Below are 25891 nucleotides of genomic sequence, written 5' to 3'. Positions count from 1 at the left end.
ATAAATAACATTTAATAATAACAAAAATAACAATTCAGGGGGATTTAGTATGAATCGTTTAGCTCGTAAATCGTTATTAGTTGCAGGAAGCATCGGTGTAGCTGCAGCATTGGCTGCTTGTTCATCATCAGGATCTGGTTCTAGCGAGGGTGGAAGTGGAGATGACGTTACATTAACAATGTGGCTTTGGCCGGGTATGGGATTTGCTGACAAGGCAAAACAATACGAAGAAGAAAATCCTGGAATTAAAATTAATATTCAAGAGGCTGAGTATGCGGATGCCCATCAGAATTTAATTACAGCCTTAGCAGCTGGATCTGGTGCGCCGGATATCTCTGGAGTAGATGAAGGGTACCTTGAAAGAATTAAAGAGAGCAGTGAAATGTTTTATGATCTGGCTGACTATGGAGCAGCAGATTTAGAAGAAGAGTACCTTGATTGGAAATGGGCACAAGCATCATCTGATGATGGTTCAGTTATTGGTATTCCAACAGATATCGGTCCGATGGCAATGGCTTATCGTGTTGATTTATTTGAAGAAGCAGGGTTACCAACGGATCCAGATGAAGTGGCTCAAGTAATGAGCACGTGGGATGACTATATAAAAGCAGGGCAACAGTTAATGGATGAAACAGGAACGTATATGTTTAGTGATGTAGCTGATTTGTACTCGGCGATTCGTGAGCAGGGACAAAAGCAGTATTTCGAAACGGATGGAACGCTAATTATTGAAGATAGCCCGCAAATTCTTAAGGCGTGGGATAAGTCAATTGAAGCGATGGATATCCAAGCTAACATTGAAAGACAAACTCCTGAGTGGGGAGCAGCACTTGCAAACGGAGACTTTGCAACAGTATTTCTACCACCGTGGATGCTACAAAATATCAAAAATGATGCACCTGATACATCTGGACTTTGGGATATCGCTTTGATGCCTGAAGGTTCTGGAAACTGGGGAGGATCGTTCCTAACAGTTCCTGCGCAGAGTGATCATCCGGAAGAAGCATATGAGTTCATCACATGGTTAATGTCACCAGAGAACCAGCTTGATATTTTTGAAGAAAATGGGAACTTCCCATCAACACCAGGTATCTATGATGAGCCTGCTATTAACGAACTAGATGATGAATTCTTCATTCGAAACGATATTGGTGCAATCTATGCCGAAGCGGCGACGCTTGTTGAAGATGTGTATCGTGCGCCAATGACAAGTCCAATCAATACAATTATGCAGGACGCACTCGGTACTGTAGCCGATGGAGCGGCAGAACCAGAAGCAGCATGGGATCAAGCGATGTTAGAAGTAGACAGACAGATTTCACGGTAACATGACATCATACAGCGTAGGAGTAATCTTACGCTGTTTCTTATGAAAGTATAGTAGGAAGGATGAAACCTATGAGTACAGAAGTGCAGCCTAAAAGCCCGACCATGCAAAAAAAGCCTAAACGAAAATACAACCAACGCACTCGTGACCGAATTTCCGGTTACCTATATATCTCTCCATTTTTCTTGTTGTTTGGTGTGTTTGGGATGTTTCCACTTATATTTACAGCGTACCTGTCCTTTCATAAATGGAACATTCTTGGTGAAAGAGAGTTTATTGGTCTTGCCAACTATGTTGGTCTTTTTACAAACGATCCGTTATTTTGGAAGGCTGTCGGTAACACCTTTAGTATATGGGCACTTTCAACGATCCCTCAGTTGTTCATTGCTTTAGTTTTAGCCTTTGTGTTAAATCAAGCATTCTTAAAAGGAAAAAGCTTGTTTCGTCTTTTTGTCTTTATGCCTAACGTTACCTCCATTGTTGCGGTAGCTATTGTTTTCTCAGCCATATTCGGTACACAGTATGGAATTATCAACTATGCATTAAGTTCAATTGGGATTGATCCTATCAACTGGAAAGGTTCATATTTCGGAACTCATGTTGCCATTTCACTGATGGTAATGTGGAGATGGGTAGGTTACAACACCATCATCTACTTAGCAGGACTACAAAGTATACCTAAGGATTTATATGAAGCCGCTACAATTGATGGAGCTTCAAAAATCCAACAATTCTTTTTTATTACGATTCCAATGGTACGCCCAATTATTATCTTTACCGTTTTGCTTTCTTCTATTGGAGGCATGCAGGTATTCACAGAGCCATTATTGTTTGGTATTGGTTCCGAGTCACAAGGTTTAACAATGACTCTATATCTCTATCAAGAAGCATTTGAACGATTCTCGTTTGGTTATGCAGCGGCTATTGCTTGGGTACTATTCCTCATTATCATTGTTGTTTCATTAATTAATATGTTTGTGACTAAACGAATCAAGTCAGCTTAACGCAAGAAGGGAGAATTTCCGTTATGAAAGAAGTTGGACAGAAGAAACTGCCAAAAATCTTGTTATATACCTTTCTAGTATGCAGTTCTTTATTATCTTTATTTCCTTTCTATTGGATGTTTGTCATTGGATCCAATTCAACGACATCCGTTAACCAATTTCCTCCGGCCCTGATTCCGGGTACAAAATTTATTGAAAATGCAATGAACGTATTTGATCGGATTGATTTCTTTGGAGCCATGTTTAATTCATTTTTTATCTCCTCAGCGGTCACGCTTTCCGTTTTGTTTTTCAGTTCGTTAGCAGGTTTCGCTTTTGCAAAGCTACAGTTTGAAGGGAAAAATATGTTGTTTGTTTTCCTATTAGCAACGATGATGATCCCGCCTCAGCTAGGCTTAATCCCATCCTTTATGATTATCAGTCAATTAGGATGGATTGATACACTTCAAGCAGTTATCGTACCGGCTATGGTTAGTGCGTTTGGGGTGTTTTGGATGAGGCAATATATTTCATCTGCAATACCTGATGAGCTACTAGAGGCCGCGAGAATGGATGGGTGCGGTAACTTCCGTACGTATTGGAACATTGTTCTGCCAACAGTTAAACCAGGGCTTGCAACGCTTGGTATCGTAACATTCATGAACACGTGGAATGATTTCTTATGGCCTTTAGTTGTTCTAAAGGATCAAAGTGTTCATACGATTCAGATCGCCTTAAGAACGTTAAATGATGTGTTTTATACAGACTACTCTATGATTCTAGCAGGAACGTTCATGGCGACTCTGCCTATCTTAGTTGTCTTTATCTTATTCAGTCGCTATTTCATTGCTGGTCTTACAGAAGGCGCAGTGAAAAATTAGGTGGAAGGGGTTCTACACGCATGAGTTATTTGTTTTTTTACGATCATACATTTCCGTTTGATGGGGTGCGGCCAACTGAAAGTAACCTAGCTAACCTCTCACATACGGTGAATGCTGAAGAATTAAAGAGTGCATTGGAGAGTGGGGAATACCAAACCTTTGTTAATTTACATGGTTCCTATTTTCCTAAGGAAGATTGGTCGGCAATCCTGACCTTTCTCCAAGCAGGAGGAGGACTCGTTCATACGGGTGATATTCCGTTTAGGTACCCTGTATATAAAGAACAAGGTGAATGGAAGATTGAAGTTGAGCAGACGGCTTATCATCAGCAATTGAATATTCATGAAGCCTTACAGGTCAATAGCACAAAGGTGTGTGAGCTTGTTGGTTCAAATGATCGTCCGATATTGGAGGGTCTAGAAAGAGCCTTCAGTATTCAACCAACATATGGTTTCGTTTTGCATATAACAAAAGATGATGACCAACCTCACGAGAATGGGTCGAGTGGACCAATGGATGCTCATATCTATCCATTATTAACTGGACTATCTGAAGAGGGTAGAGAAATTTCAGCTCCGGTTGTATTAATCGAGAATACAAAAGGACAATTCTCAGGAGGACGCTGGATATTTTTGAATCAACGTTTTGATGAGCACTTTTGGAAGCATGGTGCGGACATTCTAAACAAGTTAGCTTGGTATACCTCGGAAGGTGTAACGGAGATATGGGTAAAACCTGGGTATGCCAGTTATTATCCTGGTGAAGTGCCAACCATTTCCGTTCAACTGCAAAGCCTTGCTTTGTATCATCAGAAGCAACAAGGAAAGCAGTGGACACTTCAGTTTCAAGTGCTACAGGATGGCGCAGATAAAATTAGCTATCAAGAAGTTGTGACGGTTGATGAATCAAGAGAATGGTCAACAATAAGAAGAACACTGCCATTTCAAGTGGAAGAAGGATTCTATACTATTCATGTTAAAGCACTATCTACAACAGGTGAACTTATCCACTTTAATCAGGGATTCTGGGGTTTCTCAGAGACGTTGCTACAAGAGGGGACTCCTTTAAAAGCAAACCGAGATTACTTTGAGAAGGACGATAAGCCGTTTCCAATTGTGGGAATGACCTATATGACTTCTGACGTTGCAAGGAAATTCTTGTTTATGCCGAATACGCTTGTATGGGATCAGGACATGGCGCAAATGAAGCATGCAGGCATTAATCATATCCGTTCTGGTATCTGGACAGCATGGAGACAGATCATGTATGTGGATGGTCACCCATATGAAGAAGTTCTTCGAGCGATCGATGCGTTTGTCTTAACAGCGAAGAGACATGATTTAGATCTTTGCTTTACATTCTTTGCTTTTACTCCGGAATTATGGGAAGGGAAAAACCCATATCTTGACCCGCGTAGTTTAGAAGCTCAGAAGCGTTTTATTGCAGCAATTACGTCTAGGTATACAAAAGCTACCCATCTTCATTGGGATTTAATTAATGAACCATCTATGTTTGATCCAAAACGAATCTTTTCTGGACCACGTTCGGCAAGAGATACATTTGAGATTAAAGCATTCCAAGATTGGACAAAAGAAAAGTATGGAACGATTCGTGAGGTTCAGGAAGCGTGGAACTATTCTTCTGTTGAATTGCCTACGTTTGAGTCCATTACAACACCTGAGCATGAAGATATGAACTTTGATGTGCAGGACATGCGTAATCCGAGCAAAAATTTAGTGTGGCTAGACTATACGCTATTTACCATGGATATGCATAATCAGTGGGCAGCCGATTTATCGACCACCATTCACTCTATTAACAGTGATCGATTAATTACAGTTGGTCAGGATGAGGCCTTACGTTCTCAGCGTCCAACACCATTTTTCTATGAGTCGGTTGTAGATTATACAACCAACCATACGTGGTGGCAGCTGGATCATCTCGTATGGGATGGTGTATTCACAAAAACAGCTTCAAAACCGAACCTTGTTCAAGAAACGGGTATCATGTATTTGGAGCAGCCGGATGGATTGGCTAAGCGGACGGAAGAAGAGCTTCGTAATATTTTGGAGCGCAAATATGCGTATGCTTTCTCGACAGGAGGCGCAGGGGCTGTTCAATGGTTGTGGAATACGAACTTCTACATGGATAATGTAAATGAATCGAACATTGGAGCCTTAAGAGCAGATGGAACTGAAAAACCTGAGGCAGATGTATCCTATGACTTTGGTGCATTTATGAAAGAATCAGGTGATTTATTCGTGAATAGAAAGCTAGAAGAAGTAGCTGTGGTTTATCCATATTCCAATGACTTCTCGACTCGAAAGCTTGCGTTTGAGGCAACAACCGAAGCAGTCCGCACATTGTCGTATGAATTAAATATTCATGCGAGAGGATTTGGTGAATATCATTTAGATGCGTTGTTTGATGATCAACCTAAACTTGTGATTGTACCGAGTGCGCACAACTTCAGTAATGAAGCCTTTGACAAATTAGTTGCGTATGCAGAGCAAGGTGGAACAGTTCTCTACACAGGCCCACTTCGTCTAGACGCAGGTTGGAAGGAATCAACGAGACTGACAAAAGAATTTGGTGCCTCGGTTCGTCGTAATGTATTGAGAGAAGAGGCTTTAGTGATTGATGGAAAGGCTCATGCGGTTAGCTTTGGGGCAAGACGCATAGCTGAGCTAACAAAAGAATGCTTGGAAGATTCAACGCAAAACACGGTTAAGCACGTGTCGATTGGTCAAGGAACGTTTATCTGGAGTCCACTGCCAATTGAGTTGAATAATCGTTTAGAGCCATTAAAGGAACTCTATCGTTTTGCTCTCGAAAAAGCTGGTGTTTCCGAAGAATTAATTTGGATTAAAGGCGGAGACAACCCAGGCGTTTATGGACGTAGACTGTCGTTTGATGAAGGAGATCTTTACATTTTTGTTTCTGAATTCGCAGGAGATGTAGAAGTTGAAGTCACAAACCCGGTACTAAACAGAACCTACTCCATCGTACTAGAAGAAGAAAGATCTGTCCTTTTCCAAACAAATTCGGCTGGTGACGTTGTTTCAACGTATCGTTCGAAAGAAGTTCATGTTCAGTCAGAAGCCGTAAAAGTATAAATAACAAAGAAAGCAGTGGGTATCTTAGGATGCTCGCTGTTTTTTTAGGTTGTCGGAAGGGGGATCATTGGTGCGATAAGGTGCTGGAATGGAGCAATGGAGGATGAATTGGAGCGATAGAACCGCCATTAAAAACCGACAGCACACAATAAAATAGAACATAAGGTGTGGAAAGCAGAAAAATAGGGAAAATAAGCTAGAAAGGATACAATAGAAGGAGGGAGGCGAAACGATTTGATGAAGCTAGGTATTTTAGATCAAGTCCCTCTATCCAAAGGTCAGTCGGTATCTGACAGGATGGATGAAACAATAAAAATGGCGACTATAGCTGAAGAGCTAGGTTACACAAAATATTGGTTTGCGGAGCATCATGGGACAAAGGGAATGTTGAGTAGTGCGCCAGAGATTATCATGGCAGCTGTTGCAGCAAGCACGAAGCAGATTCGAATAGGGACAGGGGGCATTCTTCTTCCTCAGTACAGTCCATTTAAAATAGCGGAAGTTAGTAAGCAACTTGAATCTCTATTTCCGGGTAGAATTGATATTGGTGTTGGACGCTCTCCTGGAGGTACGCCGGCTTTGCGTAAGGCATTAGTTGATGGTGAACCGAGGAGTTTAGAGGAGTTTGATCGGCAATTAGAGGATCTCATACATTATATAAGAGACACATTACCTAGAAATCACGCCTATTCAGGTGTTAAAGCATCCCCACAGGTCGAAACACCTCCACCTATGTGGTTGCTTGGATTGGGTGAAAACAGCGCTATACAAGCAGCGAAACAAGGGATAGGCTATGTGTTTGGTCATTTTATAAAATCAGCTCGGGGTCGGCAAGCCTTTGAAGCGTATCGGTCAAATTTCATTCCAAACGAGTGGAGTCAGGCACCGCAAATGTTGACGGCGATTTTTGTTGTGTGTGCTGAAACAGATGAGCAGGCTGAGTATCTTGCAAAAAGTCAGGATCTCTGGCTGTTGCGTGTTGAAAAAGAACTGGATAGCCGTGTGCCAAGTTCTGAAGAAGCGACTGAATATAAGTATACAGATGAGGATCAAACGCGTATGATACATAACCGAACACGAATGATTGTAGGGTCACAGGAAACGGTTCGTCGGGAATTAGTGAAGCTCTCTGAGAGATATGGCATGGATGAATTTTTAATCCTGTGTAATCTTCATTCGGCAAAAGATCGGATTCAGTCCTATCGATTATTGGCTGAAGCAATGAGTCAGTAAATGCATCATTGTCTATAAATCATACAAAAGGGTGGGGAAGGCATTGAAGGGATGTCTTTGTATACATGGTTTCACCGGCGATCCATGGGAAGTTGAGCCGATTGCAGAATCACTAAGACAACAAAAAGATTGGTTGGTATACGCTCCAACTTTGCCTGGTCATGGGCCAGATGAGGATTTGCGTGAGGTTACGTATCAACACTGGGTATACATGGTCGAGGTAGCTGTCGAAGAACTGATCAAACGTTGTGAAGAAGTTTATGTGATTGGTTTTTCGATGGGTGGTCTTTTGGCTTGTTATATTGCTGCAAAGTATGAGATAAAGAAACTAGTTTTGCTTAGCGCGGCGGCTTATTATCTAAACCCCCCCATGCTATTTGAAAGTGTCAAAGCGGCATGGCATACCCAATTAACTGGAGAGTCAGAACCTGATCAATTGGTGGATTTGTATCGGCATAAGATGACTCATACACCGATGTCAGCTGTTCTACAGTTTATGACGGCTGTGAAGAAGATTCGTCCATACATCCGACACGTTCATACGCCAACCCTGATCATTCAAGGCGAACGTGATGCTCTAGTACCTAGAAAGAGTTCTGAATATCTTTTTCGGACTATTGGTGCAGAGGAGAAGTTCATTCATTATTTAAAAGATGGAAGACATATGATCTGTCATGGATTTGAGCAGGACCAGTTGACACAGCTTATTCAAGATTTTTTACTTGGTCAGATAAATAGAAAGGATGAACAAGATGAAGTTAGTTGCACCTAAACCATTTTTCTTTGAAGGAGGCAAGCGGGCTGTCCTGTTGTTGCATGGGTTTACTGGAACAACAGCAGATGTCCGCATGCTTGGTCGATTTTTGCAGAAGGAGGGCTACACCTGTTACGCTCCTTTATATAAGGGGCACGGTGTTCCTCCAGAGCAATTAGTGGAAACAGGGCCAGAGGATTGGTGGAAAGATGTACAAGAAGCGTATCAATATTTGAAAGATGAAGGCTATAATGAAATAGCTGTGTGTGGATTATCACTCGGAGGGGTATTCTCTCTAAAAATCGGTTACACTTTACCTGTAAAGGGTATCGTATCTATGTGTGCACCTGTAAGAGCGAAGACGGAAGATGCTATCTATGAAGGTATGCTCGAATATGCAGAAGCCTATAAGAAAAGAGAACAAAAATCAGATGATGTCATTCAAGAAGAAATGGAGGCATTCAAACAGCTTCCAATGGACACTCTGTATCAATTAAAAGGCTTAATGGATGAAGTTCGTAGCCAGCTAGACTATATTTACTCACCGCTATTTGTCGTACAAGCTAGACAGGATGGCATGATTGATACAAACAGTGCAAACATTATTCATGATGAAGCAGAATCAGATGATAAACAAATTAAATGGTATGAACACTCTGGTCATGTGATCACCCTTGGAGATGAAAAAGAACAACTCCATCAAGATGTCCTAGAATTTTTGCAAACATGCGATTGGGATCAATAAGCTTGAAGTAGGGACAGATAGAACTGGCAGAACAGAGAGAAAGAAAGGAGAAAGACATTTATGAATGAAGAACTTTTAACAAAGCTTACACACTACTTTAAAGATACAGCAGAAAAGCCTCTATCTGTCTCGGAATTAGAAGTGGCATTTCCTACAAAAGATAGTGATGAGTTTAAAGAGCTAGTAAAGATTTTAAATGAAATGGAACGCAGAGGTATCTTAGTTCAAACAAGAACGAACCGCTATGGCGTTCCGGAAAAAATGAACTTAACCCGTGGCCGATTGCAGGCACATGCTAAAGGCTTTGGCTTTGTGATCCCTGAAGAACAAGGGGAGAACGATATCTATGTAAATGCTGAGGATATGGAGGGGGCTATGAATGGGGATACTGTTCTTGTCCGCCTTCATTCGCGTTCTTCTGGTTCAAGACCAGAAGGAAAAGTCATTCGCATAGTCGAACGTGGAACAACAGATATTGTAGGAGAATACGTTGATTACAAAGCATATGGCATGGTCATAGCGGATGATAAACGAATTCCGGACGATATTCTTATTCCAAAAGGCAAAGAGAAAGGCGCAATTGCTGGACATAAGGTCGTCATTGAAATTACAAAATATCCAAAGGACCGCGCAGGTGCTGAAGGTGAAGTCAAACAGGTTCTTGGCCACAAAAACGATCCGGGCATGGATATCTTAAGTATTATCTACAAGCATGGCATTCCACTTGCATTTCCTGATGAAGTAATCAAACAAGCGGAAGATGTGGGCGATACCATTGATCCAGCTGCGATAGCAGGTCGTCGTGATTTGCGCGATGAAACCATTGTTACGATTGATGGAGCAGATGCCAAAGACTTAGATGATGCAGTTCAAGTGAAGCAACTTGATAATGGAAACTATGTGCTTGGTGTTCATATTGCTGATGTCACGCACTATGTGACGGAAGGGTCACCAATAGATGTCGAGGCAGCAGAACGTGGAACGAGTGTGTATCTAGTTGACCGTGTTATTCCAATGATTCCTCACCGTTTATCGAATGGAATTTGTTCATTAAACCCACAAGTGGATCGACTAACGCTTTCATGTGAGATGGAGTTTAATGCAGCTGGACAGGTCGTGAATCATGATATTTTTGAAAGTGTGATTCGTACAACCGAACGCATGACTTACAAAGACGTTAATTCAATCCTGTTAAATACAGATGACGAGGTTCGAGATCGTTATAAGAACTTAATCCCACTTTTTGAACAAATGGAAAAGCTAGCTGCGATCCTACGTAACAAACGGACAGAACGTGGCGCCATAGATTTTGACTTTAAGGAAGCTAAGGTCATTGTAGATGAAGAAAGCAAACCTGTTGATATTGAGCTGCGAGAGCGTTCAGTGGCTGAAAAGTTAATTGAAGAATTTATGCTTGCAGCGAATGAAACCATTGCAGAGCACTTCCATCGATTAGATCTTCCGTTTGTCTACAGAATTCATGAAGACCCTAAAACGGAGAAGCTAGAAAAGTTCATGGAGTTCATCACAAACTTTGGTTATGTGGTGCGTGGTACAGCGAATACGGTACATCCTCGTGCTCTTCAAAAGCTATTAGCTGAAGTAAAAGGCGAGCCAGAAGAAGCGGTCATTAGTACAGTAATGTTGCGTTCAATGCAGCAAGCAAAGTATGATCCGAATAGTTTAGGACACTTTGGCTTATCCACTGAGTTCTACACTCACTTCACCTCACCAATCCGTCGTTACCCTGATTTAATCGTGCATCGTTTAATTCGCACATACTTAATTCAAGGGAAAATTGATAAGTCTACGCAGGATATCTGGAATGAGCGTCTGCCGGAGATCACGAAACATTCATCTGAGATGGAGCGCAGAGCAGTAGATGCTGAACGTGATACAGACAGTGCCAAGAAAGCTCAGTACATGGAAGACAAAATTGGTGAGATCTTTGAAGGGATCATCAGTGGTGTAACGAATTTCGGGTTGTTTGTTGAGCTTGAGAATACGATCGAAGGTCTCGTGCACGTTAGCTACTTGACGGATGATTATTATCATTATGATGAGAAGCAATATGCGATGATTGGTGAGCGGACTGGTAAGGTATTCCGTATTGGTGATGAAGTAGAAATCCGTGTGGTTCAGGTGAATGTGGAGGAATCCTCAATTGATTTTGAACTGACTGGAATGAAAGCTCGTGCACCTAGAGCACCTAAAAGTCGTCCGAAAGTGATTGATGGCGGCAAACGCAAGCAACGTCCAGGGAAAAATGCACGCAAACCTCTTAAAACAGCAGGGGCGAGAGATCAAAAACCGGGTGAGTCTACATCAGGAGGCCGCAAGAAAAAGAAAAAGCCTTTCTATGATAATGCACCTGGAGCAAAGCGCAAAAAAGGCAAAAAGAAAAAGAGCTGATCAAGCGGCAACAACGCAATTGACGTTCACTTAAAGCCTTTGCTAAGATAGATGCACGAAGAGAATTTGAGGTGCGGATAATGGCAAAACCAAAAGCAGATGATAATCTTGTTGCACAGAACAAAAAAGCACGCCATGATTATTTTGTGGAAGAAACCTTTGAAGCTGGAATGGTGCTTCAAGGCACTGAGATAAAATCCATGCGAGCGGGCAGAATGAACCTTAAGGAATCCTTTGCCCGTATCCGTGATGGAGAGGTATACCTTCACAATGCTCATATTGCTGAGTATGAACAGGGAAACCGTTTTAACCATGAACCTACACGTGCTAGGAAGCTATTGCTGAAGAAAAAAGAGATCAGCCAACTCATTGGTCAGACTCAACAGCAAGGCTATTCATTGGTACCTCTTAAAGTCTATATCAAAAATGGCTTTGCGAAGGTACTACTCGGTGTGGCAAAAGGGAAAAAGAATTACGACAAACGTGAAACCCTTCGTCGACAAGATGCAAAACGAGAAGTGGATCGTGCAATGAAGGAACGATTTAACGGATAGCATATAACTGGATTTTGACTGTTTATTGTGCTATCATTAGAGTTCTGAGGTATTAAAACCTCGGAACTTTTTCTGACACGGGGACGTTTTGGATTCGACAGGAACAGGTCGTGCTTACGTGGCGAGTCGTGGGGGTCGGCCACGTTAAAACGCCAAAGCCAATTAACTGGCAAAGAAAACAACAACTTCGCAGTAGCAGCGTAACAGCTCTTTTGCGGTTCCACCCTCCATCGCCCATGTGGTAGGACCTGGGACTCACTCTAAGTGGGCTACACCTTTTCCCCTGCAGTCTGAAGGGGGAGGAAGAGATTAATCGGACTAGCCGTATCAAAGCCTGTTGCTGGGCTGAGATGACGGCGAAACACTAATACAGTAACTACGCTCGTAGAAGCGTAAGTGTCGTTGTTTCTGGACGTGGGTTCGATTCCCACCGTCTCCATCCGAGTATATTAACAAATAATAAAGCATATTTCCGTTATAGGAAATATGCTTTATTTATGTATTTATTACTAAAACTATCCTCCTTTTGAGTTTTGGCATTAGATAATTACATTACATATATATTCATTTTTAAAAGACTAACCTCTAAGAGGAATGTATGTTCCTTTTTTAACTGAAATAAAATCTCTTTAAAAATCATACCTTCTTTAGGTGAGCTAATTCTAGAGGTACTCCATTTTCAAGAGCTGCATCTTTTATAGTAGAAATTCGATTTTTATTCTCTTTGAGAAAATGATCTGTTATTAATAATTCAACTGCAAAGGTATCTGCTTCAATTTCAATCTTTTCTTGCGAATACAGAGTGTGCTCTTTCATTTTTGCTGCATTAAATTTAGGGTGTAAAATTGAATGGCCCAATTCATGTGCTAGAGTGTACCGTTTAAATGTCTCGTTTAACGAGTTATTTAAAAATATATACTTATTCCTCCTTTCATAGTGGTAAAAACCATTTATTTCGTCATCAAGATTCCATTCCATGATAATTACGTTTAAGTGAGCTGCTAATTCAAACGGATCGTTTGTTCTGTACTTCTCGGTGACCTCTCTAACGGTTTCTTTGATCCAAATCAAATAAATCTCCCCCTAATTATTATCTCTGTACTTTTTAGGGACATACTTCTTGTTAATACGCTGGGTCTGCCTTACTGCATATTCCATAGCTTCTAGAAGTGACTCTATTGCTTCTTCAGATAAAGGTTCACCCGAAAAATTAAGACCATCAGGCGTTTTTAAGTCTCTTCTGATGGCTTCCATTCTTTTTGCAATGTCACGTTCATCATTAGAATTATGTTTTACATTCTCTTTGTTAAGTAAATATTTATCCTCATCAGACAAATTTTGCAATGCTATATTTGAAGGAATAAATTCTTGATTGTACTCAAGAACACCAACGTGACCAGCCATAAAATAGAATTCTACTTGCGAAACCTTTAAAACTTTAGCTAATTCATCTAATGTAGAGCTTTTCGGGGCGCCTCTTTTTCCGTTCTCGACTCTAGATATTAGAGAAGAACTAACTCCGGATAGAGTAGCAAGCTGATTGACACCTAATCCGCGTTGTTCTCTCATAGCTTTTAAATATTTTCCGAACTCAGCCATATTTACTCCACCTTTATCGTTCATTAATAGTAGTATACCCTTTCTATTGACATTTGAAAACACTTAGTTGACAAAAATCATTGACAAAAGTAAACGTTATGTTTAATATTACCTGTGATGAATGACAAAAGGCACTGGGTGTTGATTAGGTCAGATTTATTTTGTGATATTTTTATTTGATTTTTTCTGAATGTCCTAATAAATAATGGAGGGGTTCAAGTGAGGAAAGGTAATTGTAATACTGAATTAGTTGATATTGATGAGAAGCAAATGCAGAAGATGGTAATAAATGAGTTACGAAACTATCGAGCTTTAAAGGTAAAGGTAGACAATCAACGAGAACAAAGAGAGCATGGTGTGGATTTGTTTCCCTCTTTACAAACAGCTAATGGATTAAAGAATCTCAATAATAGTGAAGAGCTTAGAGTAAAACAGATGGAGAGAGCATTGAATGCTTGCTTAGATGAAACAGAACGGACTATTGTAGAGAGGAAATTTTTATCTTCAATCGAAATAAATGATCTTACTATCTATTCAGAGTTTGGAATCAAGAAAGGAAAATATTATGAAAAGAAGCGTTCGGCCATGCTAAGATTAGCAACTGCTATTGGGATTATTTAAAAATAAAAACAAAATACGGACAAAATGGGTGCCAAACAGGGTACCTTTTTTTTGTGCTAAAAGAATTATGCTATGGATATAGAAGGAGAAACGCCTTACTCCACTATCAATGGCGTACCGGGATTCTTCAGAAGAGTGTTGATTGTCAGTAGCTAACCAGGAGGCTGACAGGAGCTTTAGCGTTCATCGCGTCTGAAGGAAGCGCGGGCATGGTAGGTAAAAAAGTCCTATCAAGAGTTGTCATTGACATGTTTTCGTGGCAGAAGCTTACTCCTGGTGAAGCGAGAGCATTCGTATTTAAATAAGGTAATACGTTCAGAAAGAGGTGATTGATTATGTGGAGAACTAAACTCAATATGAATACAAGACTATAAATCTTGTCTGCAATACGTATTTAAAAACATGGATATTGCACTAAAGAAGGTAGAGGGTAGATATGCATGAATATAGATTTTTTAGATAGACTTGTGCTAGATCTGTTAAACAAGCAGAGTTACTATTCACTGATTGTAACTACTCCTTTAGTATCTGGAAACGGCATAACCTTGAAGAAGAAGTCCTCTGATACTCAGGCATCTTACTATGATGGCTCACACGACAAGAAGTTAGTATTCGAAGTAATCACTAAGCATGAACATCAACTAGAAGCGTATAATACTCTTCTAAAAATAACGAATGACCTAACTCAAATCAAGGATGTTCCTAGTGCTAATAACACGTATTTGTTTAACGGTATAAATGTAAAAACAAATCCTGATCAGTACGGAAAAGATGAAACATACTATTATTACTCAGCTGCATTTAGCGCTGACCTATATATTAAGGAGAGATTTTGATGAGTCGTAAAAAGAATGCATTAACAAGTTATTTTGTAGCACCACTAGTGAAGGGTTCAGAAGCACCTGATTTTATGGAACTGGCTAAATGGATTTCCTCAGTTACAGATGAATCTGAGGAGAATGTAGAAGACACAGGCTATTATGATGGAGATGGTACACCAGAAAAGGATGTTACTTCTGTTTCAGAGAGCTATTCTTTTGAAGGAATGTATGACGATGAGGATCCTGCTATGAAGTTCATTGCTGGATTAAAGCAAGAGCTTGGTGAGGGACGTAAGATCATGTTTAAGAAAGTAGAATCTAATGGTGATACTTACGAGGGACAAGCAACGGTAACAGAACCCAAGTCATCTGGGGGCGAAGCGATTGAATATGCGGTTTTCAGTTGTATTATTTCTTTTGACAAACGACCTAAGAAATCGGATGGTTCACCTGTTGAGGAAGAAACTCAAGATTAAATAAATTCATAAGGGGCGGGTTTCCGCCCTTTTTAACAATAAAGGAGGAATATAAATGGCTATTAAAATTGATCTTAAACGCCCAATTATTGAAGTAGAAATAAACGGCCTTCACTTTGAATATGATTATTCGGATAGCAACCTTAAGAAGGAATTAGAAGTAGGGGAGAATGCTTTAAAGAAAGTGGCAGAGTTAGATGATCAGAACGGCTTTGAGGATGCAAAGGATACATTAAGAGAAGCATATGACGTATACCTAGGAGCTGGGTCTTTTGATCAGATTTATGCGCTAACACCTTCTATCATTGAATTAGGAGTTGGCTATGTGTCATTACGTACCGGTTTAATGGAAGAATTAGAGAAACGTGGAGAGTTTAAAGCGTTAAAACAGTCAAAATCACAAAAGTATATTCAGTCAAAAAAGAAATAGGTGAAGTTACATGTTTTCCCTTGCCTATCCTCTAGATGATTCAGTTGTAATTTCGGGACAAATGTACACCGTGAACATGAGCTTTGACAATATTATTAGACTGATAGAAATGCTCGGCGACAATGAGCTCAACGATGAAGTTAAAGTTGAAATGGGTATAGAAATGTTAATGGGTAACGTCGATTTTGATATCGAGACAAAAGCAACCATTCTACAAAAACTGTTTGAAACAGTGGTTGCTCAAAAGGAAGTGAAGGCTCCTTTAGACATTAAAGGGAACCCAATGCCTGCGCAAAAAGAAGAACGAGTCTACTCTCTTGTGGAAGACGCGGAATATATTTTTGCTTCATTTATGCAGGATTATCAAATTGATTTGTTTGAGCAACAAGGAACGTTGCATTGGAATAAATTCAAAGCGTTATTAGGTGGACTTAGGGCAGATACAAAATTTAAAGAAGTGCTACAAATCAGGCAGATGGAGTTACCTACAGGAAAAGGTACAGCAAAAGAGCGAAAACGCATTAAAGAAATGCAAGAGGCCTACGAATTGAAAGGGAATGCGGAATTTTAACGTGTTAGTGTGTAGTTTAGAAAAGTAGTAAGTAGCGTTACAAAAGCAAGTATTGACCCAATTAAAGGGTCTTTTTTTAATGCTCAAAGTGGTCATAAACCGTAAATAAATTTGAAAGGCGGTGATTATTATTTCAGAAGGTAAGGTAGTTGTAGACATACAACTAGATAATAACAAATTAGCGAAGGCTGGCGGAGCAATAAAGGGCTTAACCTCTAAAGTCAGAGAAGCTGGTTTTGAAGGTGGGAAGGGAATTGACGAAATCGCTTCTTCACTAGGTTTAGTTAAACTGGGATCTAAAGCAATTGACCTTGTAAAAGATTCGATCCCGAAAGCCTTTGACCGGATTGATGCGATTGAAAGTTTTAAACGAGTCATGTCTGATGCTACAGGTAGTACAAAAATTGCAAATGCGGCAATTAAAAGTACAGGTAATATTGTAAATGGAACAGCTTACAGCCTGGATGTTGCTACACAAGGAGTCCAAGATTTTGTCACTCGTGGCGTAGATGTCGATAAAGCGACCAGTCGAATCGAAGCTTGGGGTGATGCGGTAGCATTCTATGGAAATGGTTCAAATGAACAACTGGCAAGTGTGACAAGCACATTATCGGAAATGACAAAAAATGGACAAGTTGACATGGGTCAGCTCAATAATCTATATGATAACGGGATTGACGCAGTAGGTATGTACGCCAAAGCAACAGGTCGTGATACCGAATCCGTACAAAAGGATTTAGCGGCTGGCGCACTTACAGCCGAAGGGTTTATAGACACAGTTACAATGGCTATGACTGAAGGAACAAATGGTGTTACAAATATCTCTGGGGCTGCGAAAGAACTAGGAGGAACGTGGGATACAGCCTTTGATAGTATGCAATCATCTGTAGCTAATGGAGTAGTAAGTATTATTCAAGGTATTGATGAAATGTTAACAAGTAATGGGTTGCCAGATATGCAAATGCTGGTTTCAGAGTTTGGAAGATACTTTGAAGAAGTACTCACAACAATTGGGGAGAATATTCCTCCTGTAGTCGAACAGATTAAAGAGATATATAACAATTTGGAGCCATGGTTACCCCTATTAGGTGCGATAGCTGCAGGACTTGGTACGGTAGTTACGAGTGTTGCTACCTTCAACTCACTTAATGAAGTAATGAAGAAATTAAACAATACTATTTTGATGAATCCTTATGTGTGGTTAGCTGCTGCTATAGTTGCCGCTGCTGTACTTATTTACATCTACTGGGAACCAATTAGTGAATTCTTCATTAATCTTTGGGAGAGTATTAAGGAAAGTGCACTATTGATCTGGGAGATTTTGAAAATTGTGTGGCAGGAGACGGTAGAGTGGTTCAAGGAACTATGGTTAGGTATTGTAGACTTTTTTACTGAGTTATGGACTGGAATTGTAGAGTATGCGATAACGATTTGGGATAGCTTTACAGAGAAAATTGATGAGGTTGTTAGTTTAATTTTAACGTTATTTGCTCCACTTATTGAATTCTTCATAACGATGTGGACGACAATTTTTGAAAACACTACACAGATTTGGGACAACCTCATTATAATGCTATCGACAGTTTGGACCAATATACAAACGATGGCTGCCGCATTGTGGGAGCTAATTAAAATAGCTATACTGGCTCCAATTCTTCTCTTAATCGATTTGGTTACTGGTGATATGGAAGGCTTTGCTTCTCACTTATCTCAAATTTGGTTAAAAATCCAAGAAGCAGCTAGTGCAATTTGGAAAGCCCTTAAAGAAAATGTAAGTATCATTATAAGTACCTTGGTTGAAAACCTCAAATTGATATGGGGAATATTTCTAACGTATATTACTGGAATTTGGACCGCGATATGGGAAACCGGTAAAAACATCTTTAATTTGATAAAAGACACGATCAAAGAAAAGATGGATGAGGCAAAAAATAAAATATCAGAAATATGGGAATCAATCAAAGCAAAATTTTCAACGATCCTTATCGCTCTTGTAGCAATGGTTATAAATAAGTTTTTAGAAATAAGGAGAAATATTCAAGAAAAAATGAATGAAGCGAAAGCAACGCTTCAAGAAATTTGGAACAATATCGTTTTATTTATTCTTTTGGCAGCAGTAAAAATCATCAAAAGTGTAACGGATAAATTTAATGAGATCAAACAAGCAGTTAAAGACAAAATGGATGAAGCAAGACAAAACATTGAAGATGCATGGAATAAAGCAAAAGATTTTCTTGCAAATATCGATCTTTTACAAATTGGTAAGAATATTATACAAGGATTAATCAATGGATTGGGGTCCATGGTTGGCAAAGTTACAGAAAAGATTACTGGAATAGCAACTACTATTAAAAATGGTATTAAAGGGGCACTAGGCATTCGTTCTCCTTCGCGTTGGATGCGTGACATGATCGGAAAGAACATGATGACCGGTTGGGAAATCGGTATGGAGCGAAAGAAGGGCCCTGTCCAAAAAATGAGTTCAAGGGCTTCAGAATGGATGAAACCAGAAGTACCGGATTTATCTGATGTGATGGGTAAACTGAAAGCTCTCGCAACACCTGTACGCGGACTTATAGATGTTGGAAATGTAGGACTGCCCTCTCGGCAAATAAATAGTCAGCAAGCACAAGCTATTGCCAGGCAAGAGGATGTAGCAAACTCAATTGAGAAAAATCCAGCTACCATTAATGTTTACGTCGGCGCCAAGAAGATTGCAAGTGAAATTGTAGAAGACCTTACAAAGCTTCAAGAGCGTAAAAACTTTCGGCAAAGTAGAAATGGGGTGAGAGTTACATGATTTTTAATGGTGTTAAAAAGGAGTACTTACGGGTGAATATGGAATTATTTCGTCCTCCTACTCCACCTATAGAATTTATAACTTTTGACCAACAAACAGATGGCGAAAGAGTACTTCGTAAACATTTTTCAGGGATGGAGTTAGCTGTACCTATCACTATTCGCAGTGATAAACGAATTGAAGGGCTGAAACAAGATCTATCTGAATGGCTTGTACACTCTGAACCGAAAAAATTGCAATTTATTGATATGCCGAATATGTATTATTTGGCTTTTTATCAATCTATGGAACTTGATGAACGGATCAATTTCGCTAAAGGCGTTTTAACCTTCTATTTACCTGAGGCATATCGGTTTGGGCAGACTAGAGTTTTGCAAATTGACTCATCTAACAAGACTCACATGGTTTTAGGACAAAAGGAAACGCATTGGAAAAGCAAAACGATTTTTCGACAAGAAACTACGAATTATTCTATTGAATTGCTATCTGGAAAACAAATTACATTACATTACACCTTTGGTGTAGGTGATACGTTGGAAATTGATTCTCGTTTGCGAAAAATCGTACTAAATGGTGTAGTACGGATGCCACTGCTTTCTTTAGCAAGCGAGTGGTTCAAGGTCCAACCTGGGGAAAACCAGATTAGTTCCAGTTATAACACTGAAGTGACGTATACGGAGAAGTTCTATTAATAACATTATATAAAAAGAAATTGAATTTGAAGAAGGGAGGACTAGCGTGGCAGAAATATATATATTAAATTCACAGGATCATTTGATTACTACTCTTTCAGAAGAGACTGGTTTACAAGCTACACATTTCCGAGAAGAGCTGAACGGGCTACCCGATCAGCCTTTTTCTTTTACCATAAATGCTGAGGTGGAGGAAGCTAAATATGTGTTGGAGGAAAATCAAGTTGTTTTTAAAGACAAGGAAGGCGAATTAAGATTATTCGTTATCAAAGAACTTGATGACTCTGATGATGCAAGTGGAGCTGTGACGACTGCTTTCTGCGAACCCGCATTTATGGAGCTTAAAGAAAACATTATTGTCGACAGTCGCTTTGTTAACCGCCCAGCTCTGGAAGTATTAACAGTTGCTTTACAAGGAACCAGATGGACAGGGACAGTAGAAGTGGAGCTTGGCCAATACACGACAAACTTCTATTATGAAACTTCAATTGGTGCCATCTGGACCATCATGGAGATCTGGGGCGGAGAATTTAAAGATACTGTTGAATTTAATGGAAATAAGATTACCGCACGCAAAATTCGTATCTTGGCCAGACGAGGGTTGGATAGTGGCAAACGATTCGAAATAGGTTATAACATGCAAGAAATTCAACGGACCATCCTTTCTTATCCGACCACAGCTATTTATGGACGGGGATCATCTTTAAATAATGATAGCGAGGGAGACAATGAGGATGTCGCACTTACACGCTATCTAGACTTTGCTGATGTAGTTTGGAGTAAGTCATCAGGAGATCCAGTAGATAAACCTGCGGGTCAAAAGTGGGTGGGTGATCCTGACGCTTTACAAAAGTATGGTCGAGAACATAATGGTCAACTACTTCACCGAGAGGCCGAATGGCAAAATGGAGACTACGACGATCCAGCTGAGTTATTAAAAGCAACGTGGGAACAATTGCAAAGAGTTAAGGGTCCAGAGATTAATTACCGCCTTGCTGCACACATGCTTGAAGTAATTGCGGGTTATGAACATGAGAAGGTAAGTCTCGGTGATACGGCTAGGGCAATTGATCGTAAATTCTCTCGCCCGATTGAGATTCAGGCACGTGTCATTGCTATGGAGTATGACCTACTTGATATTGAGGAATCTGCTGTAGTTGAAATGGGACAAGTTTTGTCTGTACATGGTTATGATGACCGGCTAGATAAAGTAGTCAGACAGATTAATGATAACCGTGGTAAATGGGATGAAGCAGCTCGTCCTATTGATGGGAGTCGTTACCCAAATATCGTACCGTCAGTACCCCAAAACGTAAAAGTAACAGGGCTTTTTGCGGCAGTTTTAGTTGAGTGGGATTTTGATTATATTCTCACATATATACAAGGATATGAAGTCTATGCCTCTGAAGTAAAAGGCTTTTTGCCGTCACCAGAAACAATGATTTTTAGAGGGATGGGTAATAGCTTTTCATACACGTTTGAGCCTAACAAACAACTTTATTTCCGTGTTAGAGCGTTTAACTACCATGATCGATTTTCTCTTTATTCTCAAGAAGTTACAGCAATGACAGCCCGGATTATTTCTGATGACATTCTATTTGGTCCAGAAATTGCAGCAGAACTAAGGGAATTAAGTAAAACCGCTCAAGTTATCGCAGATGAGAGTTTATCAGGTAAAGAGCTTGTAGATGGTTCGATTATTTCTGATAAAATCGCAAAAGGTGTAATCGAAATGGAACATCTTAAGCCAGGCATCATTGACCTGGACAAATTCGCAGATGACACATTGGAAGAGATACGCAAAACGGTAGAAGGCTATACCGAAGAAGAGATTAACCGTATCACAAAAGAATTGAGGGACGAGTTAGACGATAAAGTTTGGTCTGTCGATCTAGTTAAGTTGGAAGAGGCATTAAGATCCGATTTAGCCACAAAAGCTGGCTTAGAACTGGTAGATGGTAAATTTAAATTTACTGATGCAAAACTTCTTGAATTAGACCAGGTAGCAAATGAACTTGTTGAAAACGTCGGAGATATTAATGGTGAAGTAACAGGTATAAAGGTAGATGTGGATGAAGCCAAAAATCAATTGGAGCTACAAGCAGATAAACTCTCTAATCAAGAAGGAATTCTGTCTTCTCACAGCAACAAGCTGACCATAAATGAAGCGGCTATTAATGCGAGGTTAACAAAAACAGAGTTTAACACTGAAAAAGGTTCTTTAGCACAATCCATCGGTAAGGTTGATGCAAAAGTTGATAGTTTTTCTACTGATTTTACGAGGGTAGAAAATTCGGTTCAAGGTTTGTCAGAGCAGCAATCACGTTTTGAGACTTCTATAGGTGGTCTATCAAACAAAGTTAGTGATGTAACTACTAAGACGGATGGAAACACTAGTGATATTACGGCTGTCAGGTCAAGAACTAGTTCTCTTGAACAAAGGACGGATAGATTTTCCATATCCTTAGAAAATCTAGAAACGGATATGGAAGATATGGCTCCAACTACTGGTGATAATATGCTACCCGATGGAGGATTTGAAGGTGGAGGAAAAGGATGGATATCAAGAGGTAGTAATGCAGTAACAGAAGATGACCCAAACTCAGGAAACAAAGCAATGCGGTTTTTTGCCCAAAATGGGAGTACCAATAGGGCTGATACGATACTACCTATTCCAGTAAAGGCAGGGAGAACGTATCAATTTTCTTTTTGTTATAAAACTCACCCTGAAGCCAACGGAACGCGTAATAATCAAAAGCTATCTATTCGCAATGCGGAAAACACGAATCAACTGAGAGATTGGGGATGGGACGGAGCGCAGGATGAGTGGGCTGAGATACAAGAACGTTGGACCTGTCCTGAAGGTGTTACCTCAATTACAATTTGGTTAGTAGCCAATCATACTAGAGGCTGGGTGCAATATGACGATGTATCTATGGTTGATGTCACAAACATTCGTGATTTGCAAGAACGCACGACTAGAACAGAAACTTCTATTCAAATACTAGACGGACAGATCGCTTTAAAAGCCAGCCAAGATGACTTAAGCAAGAAGGTAGACGCAATAGTCTACAATAATCGTCAATCAGCCTTGGACTTGGCCTTAAGCGGGATTCGCGGTAATGTGACTGATGTGACCAGGAAAGTAGACACAGCGACAGGAGATATTACGATACTAGCAAGTCGAACAGGTGAATTAGAGTTATCCACTACAAGATTTAGTACGACGATATCTAGTATCGAGTCAAAATTGGATAATAAACTTGAAGGGGAGACGGTAAGAACAACTGGTTCTGGTGGTAGTAACGGTGGAAATTGGACGAGATTTGCACGAACTACGCTAACATCAAGATATAACAACGTTTATGGAATTGTTGATATTGTTGGTGGAGACCATAGTGCATCAACAGGTGATAAAACAACAATCTATATTAGGCACAAACAGCAAGAGGCAATAGGCGGACCAACAATAGCGGAGATCGCTGTAACTGATTCAAAAGGTAGGTTAAGAACGGAAGATTTTAAAGCGGTTGTTGTTCAAAATTCAGGTAACGTTGTGGTTGAATACTATTTACGAGTTAGATCAACATACCAAGCGTTCACTTTAACTTCTTATAGTATCTACAAATCAAATAATAACAATGGTTTTCAATTATTACCTAACCAAGGATTTGTTCCAAATGTTCCTATTGGCTCACAAAACATAGATGGTAGTGACAGTGATACGGTCTATGGTCGCATTGTAAAAGCAGAAACTGAAATTGTACAAACAAAAGATGAAATAGCCTTAAGAGCAACAAAAACAGAAGTAAATCACCTCACTGGGCGTGTAACTACGGCAGAAGGAAGAATAATCACACAAGCCGGTCAAATTTCTGCTCGCGTGGAACGTGATAAGTTGGTAGCTGAGCTGAACATTCAACCAGAATCTGTGAAGATTAAAGCAGGTCTTATTCATTTAGCTGGGCAATCAAGGATAGACAATGCAGTTATCCAAAATGCACATATTAATAATCTTAGTGGGGATAAGATTCAAGCGAATACAATTTCCTCATCTAAATTATTTGTAGCGGATATGAGCAATGTTAATCAAATTTCTGTAGATGGAGATCGAGGCGGTCACAGTGTAAGTAATATATCTGGAACTAACTTTTTTAGAATTAGCGGTAGATACGGTAAACTTTTGTTGGCAAAAGCAAGGCAGATGGATTTCTCCTTGGACGATGAATACTATTTATCGTTTTTTGGAATGAAAGACCCTACTATCAGTAATGTGAATTGGATTCTAAGATATAGATATACAGATGGGACGTGGGAAAATGCAGCCGTAACTAATTCTCAAATAGGTACCACGCGTTCAGTCTGTGTAAGAACCTTTAAAGTTACTGTTCAACCGAATAAGGAGAAAACAATACAAGATGTTGAATGGTTTCTAGAAAAAGATGAATCTGATAACAATGGTTCATTCTATGTTCGCGACATTGTCGTTCGACAGATGTCCAGGGGTGAATTAATTGTAGATGGTTCTATTGAAGCAAAACACCTACGAGCGGATACGATCAAAGCAAATTCTGGTGTTATTGCTCGTGCTGCTATTGGAACAGCTTCTATAGCAAACGCCGCAATTACTAGAGTTCACTTACAGAATGCGATAATAGGAAACGCTCAAATTGAAAATGGTGTAATAACAAATGCAAAGATAGGCAATGGTGCAATTGATAACGCAAAAATTGCAAATGCATCGATTACAAGCGCTAAGATATCAAGCATAGACGCTGGAAAAATTAATGCTGGGGTAGTTACAGGCTTGCAGTTACGTTCTAGTGATGGCTCTAGCACATTCCAAGTGCAGGGTGCGCGTTTGAGAATGGATATGTCAAATGGTAGAAATTTAACCATTGATGAGACTGGAATTTATTTTAGACACGCAAACGGTGTTATGGCATTCCAAGCAACTACAAAAGTAATCAATTCATATGTATTTGGAACATCAGACACAAATGCATATTTAGCATGTTTTAATGAATCTAGATCAGTGACATATGAAACAGCTATGAGTGGTAATGGCAGGGTAGAGGATTATTTATACCAACCGCACAGAGCGCAAGGTTTTTATGGGAATTTCCTGAATTTTAATGCAGGTACACCGGGAGTAAATATTTACTTAAGACCAGATTATGACGCAGAAGTGAGATGTACAAGAACTCATACAATAGATAGATACTGTGACATGAGGGTGTGGGGTTTACACACAACAAGAATTGACTCCAATGGTCTTGGCATTAATACTGGTGGACACCCACATATACATTTGGGTGCTTCTGGTGAGGTTAGAATAGCAGGAGGACCAGGCAGAAGTGACTCGTATGGAACGCTTAGAACTGATTGGGTTCACGCTAATCACATTGCAATCAATGGGCATACAGCAGGTACACATCTATATTTGAGACCAAGTGGAAATAACTCAGAGGTTAGAATTAGAGACTATGGTAATGATGATTACCGAGATGTTAGAGCTAGACGGTTCTTTGATAGTTCCAGTAAGGAATTTAAGACAAATATTAAACCTATCAAAGACATAGGTTTGTCTGAATTAATGAAACTGACAGTAGTTGAATACAATTGGAAAGATAAACTGGTTGAGGGTATTAATGAAAAGGAGATAGGTTTCATAGCAGAAGACTCTCCATTCATAGCAACACCCGATCTGAAAGCTATTGATAGCTATCAATTGAGAGCTTTAAACACTAAGAGTATTCAGGAGCTTCATAAGCGTCAATTAAACACTCAATCACAAGTAGATCAGTTAAATCAAAAAATAAGTGAGCTTGAAAATGAAATTCACAAATTAAAATCAGCATAAACGGAGGAATTTA

19 protein-coding genes and 1 other RNA gene are annotated in these 25891 nt (G+C 39.8%); 18 read left to right on the top strand and 2 right to left on the bottom strand.

Annotation, left to right across the window (positions count from 1 at the left end):
- The first annotated feature begins 49 nt into the window (after positions 1 to 49).
- The 10 genes from J2S05_RS07305 (at position 50) to ssrA (ending at position 12447) form a co-directional block, all read left to right on the top strand.
- The gene (locus J2S05_RS07305) at positions 50 to 1327 is read left to right on the top strand and encodes an extracellular solute-binding protein (RefSeq protein WP_306981387.1); all 1278 of its coding nucleotides are present in this window, start codon (positions 50 to 52) and stop codon (positions 1325 to 1327) included.
- A 71-nt stretch (positions 1328 to 1398) separates the two neighbouring features.
- Entirely contained in the window at positions 1399 to 2331 is a 933-nt protein-coding gene (locus J2S05_RS07300) for a carbohydrate ABC transporter permease (protein ID WP_306981386.1), read from the top strand.
- A gap of 23 nt (positions 2332 to 2354) precedes the next feature.
- Entirely contained in the window at positions 2355 to 3191 is an 837-nt protein-coding gene (locus tag J2S05_RS07295; protein ID WP_306981384.1) for a carbohydrate ABC transporter permease, read from the top strand.
- A 20-nt stretch (positions 3192 to 3211) separates the two neighbouring features.
- Positions 3212 to 6307: a beta-galactosidase gene (locus J2S05_RS07290; protein WP_306981383.1), complete on the top strand. Its 3096-nt coding sequence runs from the start codon at positions 3212 to 3214 to the stop codon at positions 6305 to 6307.
- A gap of 234 nt (positions 6308 to 6541) precedes the next feature.
- Complete coding sequence (locus J2S05_RS07285; protein ID WP_306981381.1) at positions 6542 to 7540, top strand: LLM class flavin-dependent oxidoreductase; 999 nt, start codon at positions 6542 to 6544, stop codon at positions 7538 to 7540.
- Between the two features lie 43 nt (positions 7541 to 7583).
- A complete protein-coding gene (locus J2S05_RS07280) occupies positions 7584 to 8312 on the top strand; it encodes an alpha/beta hydrolase (RefSeq protein ID WP_306981380.1) in 729 nt (242 codons plus the stop codon).
- Positions 8293 to 9039, top strand: coding sequence for an alpha/beta hydrolase (locus tag J2S05_RS07275; RefSeq protein ID WP_306981378.1), 747 nt, complete (start codon positions 8293 to 8295; stop codon positions 9037 to 9039). The genes J2S05_RS07280 and J2S05_RS07275 overlap by 20 nt, the downstream gene beginning before the upstream one ends.
- Before the next feature lie 60 nt (positions 9040 to 9099).
- Positions 9100 to 11451: a ribonuclease R gene (gene rnr, locus J2S05_RS07270; protein ID WP_306981376.1), complete on the top strand. Its 2352-nt coding sequence runs from the start codon at positions 9100 to 9102 to the stop codon at positions 11449 to 11451.
- An 80-nt stretch (positions 11452 to 11531) separates the two neighbouring features.
- On the top strand, positions 11532 to 12005 hold the full coding sequence (smpB, locus tag J2S05_RS07265; RefSeq protein ID WP_306981374.1) for an SsrA-binding protein SmpB: 474 nt from the start codon (positions 11532 to 11534) through the stop codon (positions 12003 to 12005).
- 79 nt (positions 12006 to 12084) lie between these two features.
- Positions 12085 to 12447, top strand: a transfer-messenger RNA (tmRNA) gene (gene ssrA, locus J2S05_RS07260).
- A 194-nt stretch (positions 12448 to 12641) separates the two neighbouring features.
- Here the strand turns inward: ssrA and J2S05_RS07255 are convergent.
- Positions 12642 to 13076 carry an ImmA/IrrE family metallo-endopeptidase gene (locus J2S05_RS07255; RefSeq protein ID WP_306981372.1) on the bottom strand — a complete coding sequence of 145 codons (435 nt, stop codon included), beginning with the start codon at positions 13074 to 13076 and terminating at the stop codon, positions 12642 to 12644.
- A gap of 12 nt (positions 13077 to 13088) precedes the next feature.
- Positions 13089 to 13604, bottom strand: a complete 516-nt coding sequence (locus J2S05_RS07250) for a helix-turn-helix domain-containing protein (protein WP_306981370.1) — start codon at positions 13602 to 13604, stop codon at positions 13089 to 13091.
- Positions 13605 to 13823: 219 nt separating this feature from the next.
- Between J2S05_RS07250 and J2S05_RS07245 the strand changes: the two genes are divergently transcribed.
- The 8 genes from J2S05_RS07245 to J2S05_RS07210 all read left to right on the top strand — a co-directional run bounded on the left by J2S05_RS07245 (position 13824) and on the right by J2S05_RS07210 (position 25878).
- Entirely contained in the window at positions 13824 to 14225 is a 402-nt protein-coding gene (locus J2S05_RS07245) for an ArpU family phage packaging/lysis transcriptional regulator (protein ID WP_306981368.1), read from the top strand.
- A gap of 440 nt (positions 14226 to 14665) precedes the next feature.
- On the top strand, positions 14666 to 15061 hold the full coding sequence (locus tag J2S05_RS07240) for a hypothetical protein (protein ID WP_306981367.1): 396 nt from the start codon (positions 14666 to 14668) through the stop codon (positions 15059 to 15061).
- Positions 15061 to 15522, top strand: a complete 462-nt coding sequence (locus J2S05_RS07235; protein ID WP_306981365.1) for a phage tail tube protein — start codon at positions 15061 to 15063, stop codon at positions 15520 to 15522. The genes J2S05_RS07240 and J2S05_RS07235 overlap by 1 nt, the downstream gene beginning before the upstream one ends.
- 55 nt (positions 15523 to 15577) lie before the next feature.
- Complete coding sequence (locus tag J2S05_RS07230) at positions 15578 to 15952, top strand: hypothetical protein (RefSeq protein ID WP_306981363.1); 375 nt, start codon at positions 15578 to 15580, stop codon at positions 15950 to 15952.
- A gap of 10 nt (positions 15953 to 15962) precedes the next feature.
- Positions 15963 to 16523, top strand: coding sequence for a bacteriophage Gp15 family protein (locus tag J2S05_RS07225; protein WP_306981362.1), 561 nt, complete (start codon positions 15963 to 15965; stop codon positions 16521 to 16523).
- 121 nt (positions 16524 to 16644) lie between these two features.
- Positions 16645 to 19323, top strand: a complete 2679-nt coding sequence (locus tag J2S05_RS07220) for a phage tail protein (RefSeq protein WP_306981360.1) — start codon at positions 16645 to 16647, stop codon at positions 19321 to 19323.
- A gap of 38 nt (positions 19324 to 19361) precedes the next feature.
- The gene (locus J2S05_RS07215) at positions 19362 to 20015 is read left to right on the top strand and encodes a distal tail protein Dit (protein WP_306982639.1); all 654 of its coding nucleotides are present in this window, start codon (positions 19362 to 19364) and stop codon (positions 20013 to 20015) included.
- A gap of 46 nt (positions 20016 to 20061) precedes the next feature.
- Positions 20062 to 25878: a phage tail spike protein gene (locus J2S05_RS07210; RefSeq protein ID WP_306981358.1), complete on the top strand. Its 5817-nt coding sequence runs from the start codon at positions 20062 to 20064 to the stop codon at positions 25876 to 25878.
- Positions 25879 to 25891: the final 13 nt, after the last annotated feature.

The sequence above is a fragment of the Alkalicoccobacillus murimartini genome (genome assembly GCF_030813245.1).
Taxonomy (GTDB): domain Bacteria; phylum Bacillota; class Bacilli; order Bacillales; family Bacillaceae_D; genus Alkalicoccobacillus; species Alkalicoccobacillus murimartini.
The sequence above is the reverse complement of the archived record's forward strand: the minus strand, read 5'-3'. Positions and strand labels throughout refer to the sequence as shown.